The sequence below is a fragment of the Streptococcus sp. 339 genome (assembly GCF_013277285.1).
GTDB classification, from domain to species: domain Bacteria; phylum Bacillota; class Bacilli; order Lactobacillales; family Streptococcaceae; genus Streptococcus; species Streptococcus pseudopneumoniae.
In genome coordinates this window covers 1-4,808 of record NZ_VMMR01000073.1, presented here as the reverse complement: position 1 = coordinate 4,808, position 4,808 = coordinate 1, and the positions used below count along the sequence as shown (strand labels likewise).

General features: G+C 42.0%; 5 protein-coding genes. 4 read left to right on the top strand and 1 reads right to left on the bottom strand.

The window, feature by feature from the left end; genetic code table 11:
* A partial coding sequence (locus HT736_RS08780) for a winged helix-turn-helix domain-containing protein (protein ID WP_172930960.1) occupies window positions 1-478 on the bottom strand: 478 nt, incomplete at its 3' end.
* Between the two features lie 203 nt (window positions 479-681).
* Here HT736_RS08780 and adhP point away from each other — a divergent pair.
* From adhP to HT736_RS08760, 4 genes are all read left to right on the top strand, one after another.
* Window positions 682-1,701, top strand: coding sequence for an alcohol dehydrogenase AdhP (adhP, locus tag HT736_RS08775; protein WP_000649181.1), 1,020 nt, complete (start codon window positions 682-684; stop codon window positions 1,699-1,701).
* A gap of 235 nt (window positions 1,702-1,936) precedes the next feature.
* Entirely contained in the window at window positions 1,937-2,926 is a 990-nt protein-coding gene (locus tag HT736_RS08770; protein WP_172930959.1) for a PTS sugar transporter subunit IIB, read from the top strand.
* A gap of 27 nt (window positions 2,927-2,953) precedes the next feature.
* Window positions 2,954-3,757: a PTS mannose/fructose/sorbose transporter subunit IIC gene (locus tag HT736_RS08765; RefSeq protein ID WP_000022715.1), complete on the top strand. Its 804-nt coding sequence runs from the start codon at window positions 2,954-2,956 to the stop codon at window positions 3,755-3,757.
* Between the two features lie 23 nt (window positions 3,758-3,780).
* The gene (locus HT736_RS08760) at window positions 3,781-4,692 is read left to right on the top strand and encodes a PTS system mannose/fructose/sorbose family transporter subunit IID (protein WP_000136861.1); all 912 of its coding nucleotides are present in this window, start codon (window positions 3,781-3,783) and stop codon (window positions 4,690-4,692) included.
* Window positions 4,693-4,808: the final 116 nt, after the last annotated feature.

Genomic DNA, 4,808 nt, shown 5'->3' with positions numbered 1-4,808 from the left:
AGATTTTATTTTTAGACGCGACAATGGTTTGAGAGTCTACTTTCTTGGGATGTGCTGGACGTGGCCTAATATTTCGCCAACCATGGTGCTTCAAGAGTTGATAGAAGGTATCACGTGTGTAGGAAGAACCTAACTCCTTTTTATAAGCCTGAAATAAGGCATCAATTGTAACAAATTCTCCTGCCTCTGCAGCCTTCAAATGACGGGCAAGAAAGGCTTTCTCTTCCTCAATTGTCATATATGCATGGTTACGACCACCACGTGTTTCTTGAAGGAGAGAATCGAGTCCGAACTCCTCATATTTTTTTACAGTTGGCCAAATCGTTGTTTGATTACAGCCTAAAAGCTCTATAATCTCTTTATAAGATTTGCCCATCAGACGAAATAGAACGATTTGAAGGCGTTTATGATATTTAGCTGTACTAGAGTCTTTTAAAAGTGTTTTGATAGCTTGGATTTCTTCTTTAGTTGATTTCATATTACTATTATATGATGCTTTTTTATTTTAGTTTAGTATTAATCGATTGTTCTACTTTTTGCCTCCAAAACCTTGGAAAAGGCTTTCTTTTGTGATATACTTCACATATAAATACAAGAGAGCTCGTCACACTCGACTCTGTTGACACAAAATCAATCCAGTCCCGTTGTCCCTGTTCTCGGTCAATATAAAGGAGGATAGCTATGAAAGCTGTTGTTGTAAATCCAGAAAGCACTGGTGTTGCTGTTGAAGAAAAAGTACTCCGCCCACTTGAAACTGGGGAAGCACTTGTAGAAATTGAATACTGTGGTGTTTGCCACACTGACCTCCACGTTGCCCATGGCGACTTCGGTCAGGTACCAGGACGTGTCCTAGGTCACGAAGGTGTTGGTATCGTTAAAGAAATTGCCCCAGATGTAAAAAGCCTTAAAGTCGGTGACCGCGTCAGCGTTGCTTGGTTCTTTGAAGGATGTGGTACTTGCGAATACTGTACAACTGGTCGCGAAACCCTTTGCCGTACAGTAAAAAATGCTGGCTACTCAGTAGACGGTGGTATGGCTGAACAATGTATCGTAACTGCAGACTATGCTGTTAAAGTTCCTGACGGACTTGATCCAGCCCAAGCTTCTTCTATTACATGCGCTGGTGTAACAACCTATAAAGCTATTAAAGAAGCAAAAGTTGAACCAGGCCAATGGGTTGTTCTTTACGGTGCTGGTGGGCTTGGTAACCTCGCTGTTCAATACGCTAAAAAAGTATTCAATGCTCATGTCATCGCAGTTGATATCAACAATGACAAACTTGCCCTTGCAAAAGAAGTAGGCGCTGACATTGTGATTAACGGCCTCGAAGTTGATGATGTACCAGGACTCATCAAGGAAAAAACTGATGGAGGAGCTCATTCAGCTGTCGTAACTGCTGTATCTAAAGTTGCCTTCAACCAGGCTGTTGACTCAGTTCGTGCTGGTGGTCGCGTTGTCGCTGTCGGTCTTCCTTCTGAAATGATGGAACTCAGCATCGTTAAAACAGTCCTCGATGGAATCCAAGTCATCGGTTCTCTTGTAGGAACTCGTAAAGACTTGGAAGAAGCCTTCCAATTCGGTGCAGAAGGTTTAGTAGTTCCAGTTGTTCAAAAACGTCCAATAGAAGATGCCGTAGCCATTTTCGACGAAATGGAAAAAGGTCAAATCCAAGGACGTATGGTACTCGACTTCACCCACTAATCTAATAGAAACCTATTTTAAAAGTTGGAAGCTTCTTTCAACTTTTTTATATTAAATTTTTAAATGTGGATTCAATATTACTCCTCAAAAAACTCAATATATCAACATCCAAAAGTAAAAGTTTTTTTAATTTTTTATGATAAATAGTTGCTTTTTACATGAAAACGGTTTATACTTAAACAGTCTTAAAGTTTTCTTAAATGAAAACTAAAACAAAAAAGGAGGAATGACAATAATGAGTATCGGAATCATTATTGCGAGCCACGGCGAATTTGCTGCGGGTATTCATCAGTCAGGATCTATGATCTTTGGTGAACAAGAAAAGGTTCAAGTTGTAACCTTTATGCCAAATGAAGGCCCTGATGATCTATACGCTAAGTTTAATAACGCTGTTGCTGCATTTGACGCAGAAGATGAGGTTCTAGTTTTGGCTGACCTTTGGAGTGGATCTCCATTTAACCAAGCTAGTCGCGTGATGGGAGAAAATCCCGAGCGTAAGTTTGCCATCATCACAGGACTTAACTTACCGATGTTAATTCAAGCCTACACAGAGCGCCTGATGGACGCTGCTGCAGGTGTAGAAAAAGTCGCTGCGAATATTATTAAAGAAGCCAAAGATGGCATCAAGGCTCTTCCAGAAGAGCTAAACCCAGTTGAGGAAGTAGCAAGCGCTGCAGCTGCTCCAGTTGCCCAAGCTGCTATCCCAGAAGGAACGGTCATTGGAGACGGTAAATTGAAAATCAATCTTGCCCGTCTTGACACACGTCTACTTCACGGTCAGGTTGCAACTGCTTGGACTCCAGATTCAAAAGCAGACCGTATCATCGTGGCTTCAGATAACGTGGCTAAAGACGACCTTCGTAAAGAATTGATTAAACAAGCAGCTCCAGGTAATGTCAAGGCTAACGTGGTTCCAATTCAAAAACTGATTGAGGTTTCAAAAGACCCACGTTTTGGAGAAACACATGCCCTTATCTTGTTTGAAACACCTCAAGATGCTCTTCGTGCCATCGAAGGCGGCGTGCCAATCAAAACTCTTAACGTTGGTTCTATGGCTCACTCAACAGGTAAAACATTGGTCAATACTGTTTTGTCTATGGACAAAGAAGACGTTGCTACATTTGAAAAAATGCGTGACCTCGGTGTTGAATTTGACGTACGTAAAGTACCAAATGATTCTAAAAAAGATTTGTTTGACTTGATTAACAAAGCCAATGTCAAATAAGCCATTATTTATGAAAGGATTTTAAACATGTCTATTATTTCTATGGTTTTAGTAGTCGTTGTAGCCTTCTTTGCAGGTCTTGAAGGCATCCTCGACCAGTTCCAATTTCACCAACCACTTGTAGCCTGTACCCTTATTGGGCTTGTAACAGGTCACTTGGAAGCAGGGATTATCCTCGGTGGATCGCTTCAAATGATTGCCCTTGGTTGGTCAAATATCGGTGCTGCTATCGCTCCTGATGCTGCACTTGCTTCTGTCGCTGCTGCCATTATCATGGTTCTTGGTGGTGACTTTACCAAGACTGGTATCGGTGTTGCCCAAGCGGTTGCTATCCCTCTTGCCGTAGCTGGACTTTTCTTGACAATGATTGTTCGTACAATTTCAGTTGGTTTGGTTCATACTGCAGATGCTGCCGCTAAAAAAGGTGACTTCGGCGCTGTGGAGCGTGCGCATTTCATTGCGCTACTCTTCCAAGGACTTCGTATCGCGCTTCCTGCAGCTCTTCTCCTTATGGTACCAACTGAAACTGTACAAAGTATCCTTAGTGCCATGCCAGACTGGCTCAAAGATGGTATGGCTATCGGTGGTGGTATGGTCGTTGCCGTTGGTTACGCCATGGTTATCAACATGATGGCAACTCGTGAAGTATGGCCATTCTTCGCTCTTGGTTTCGTTCTCGCTGCTGTGTCAGATATTACTCTAATCGGATTCGGTGCTATCGGTGTTGCTATCGCTCTTATCTACCTTCACCTTTCTAAAACTGGTGGAAATGGTGGCGGAGGAGCCGCAACTTCTAACGACCCAATCGGCGATATCCTAGAAGACTACTAAGATAAGAAAGGACTGAAAACATCATGACTGAAAAACTTCAATTAACTAAATCAGATCGTAAAAAAGTTTGGTGGCGTTCAACCTTCTTACAAGGGTCTTGGAACTTTGAACGGATGCAAAACTTGGGCTGGGCTTATACACTCATTCCAGCTATCAAAAAACTCTATACTAAAAAAGAAGATCAAATCGCTGCTCTTGAGCGTCACCTTGAGTTCTTCAACACTCATCCATACGTAGCTGCTCCAGTCATGGGGGTTACTCTTGCGCTTGAAGAAGAACGTGCTAACGGTGTGGAAATCGATGACGCTGCTATCCAAGGGGTTAAAATCGGTATGATGGGACCTCTTGCTGGTATCGGTGACCCAGTATTCTGGTTTACAGTACGCCCAATCCTTGGATCTCTCGGTGCTTCACTTGCCCTTACTGGCAATATCTTGGGGCCACTCCTCTTCTTTGTTGCATGGAACTTGATTCGTATGTCATTCTTGTGGTATGTTCAAGAGATTGGATACAAGGCTGGATCAGAAATCACTAAAGATATGTCTGGTGGTATCCTTCAAGATATCACTAAAGGAGCTTCTATCCTTGGGATGTTCATTCTTGCTGTCCTTGTTCAACGCTGGGTAAATATTAAATTTGCTTTCGATGTTTCTAAAGTTCAACTAGATGAAAAGGCTTATATCCATTGGGATAAATTGCCAGAAGGGTCTAAAGGTATCCAAGAAGCATTCGCACAAGTAGGACAAGGATTGTCTCAAACTCCTGAAAAAGTTACTACTTTCCAACAAAACTTGGATATGTTGATTCCTGGATTATCAGGACTACTCCTTACTTTACTTTGCATGTACTTACTTAAGAAAAAAGTATCTCCAATCACTATTATCCTTGCCCTCTTCGCAGTGGGTATTGTGGCACATGTTCTTCACATCATGTAATCAAGCAACTAAAAAGGAACCAGGTTCTAAGCCTGATTCCTTTTTTCTATGCTTTTATACTCTTCGAAAATCAAATTCAAACCACGTCAGCGTCGCCTTACCGTACTCAAGTACAG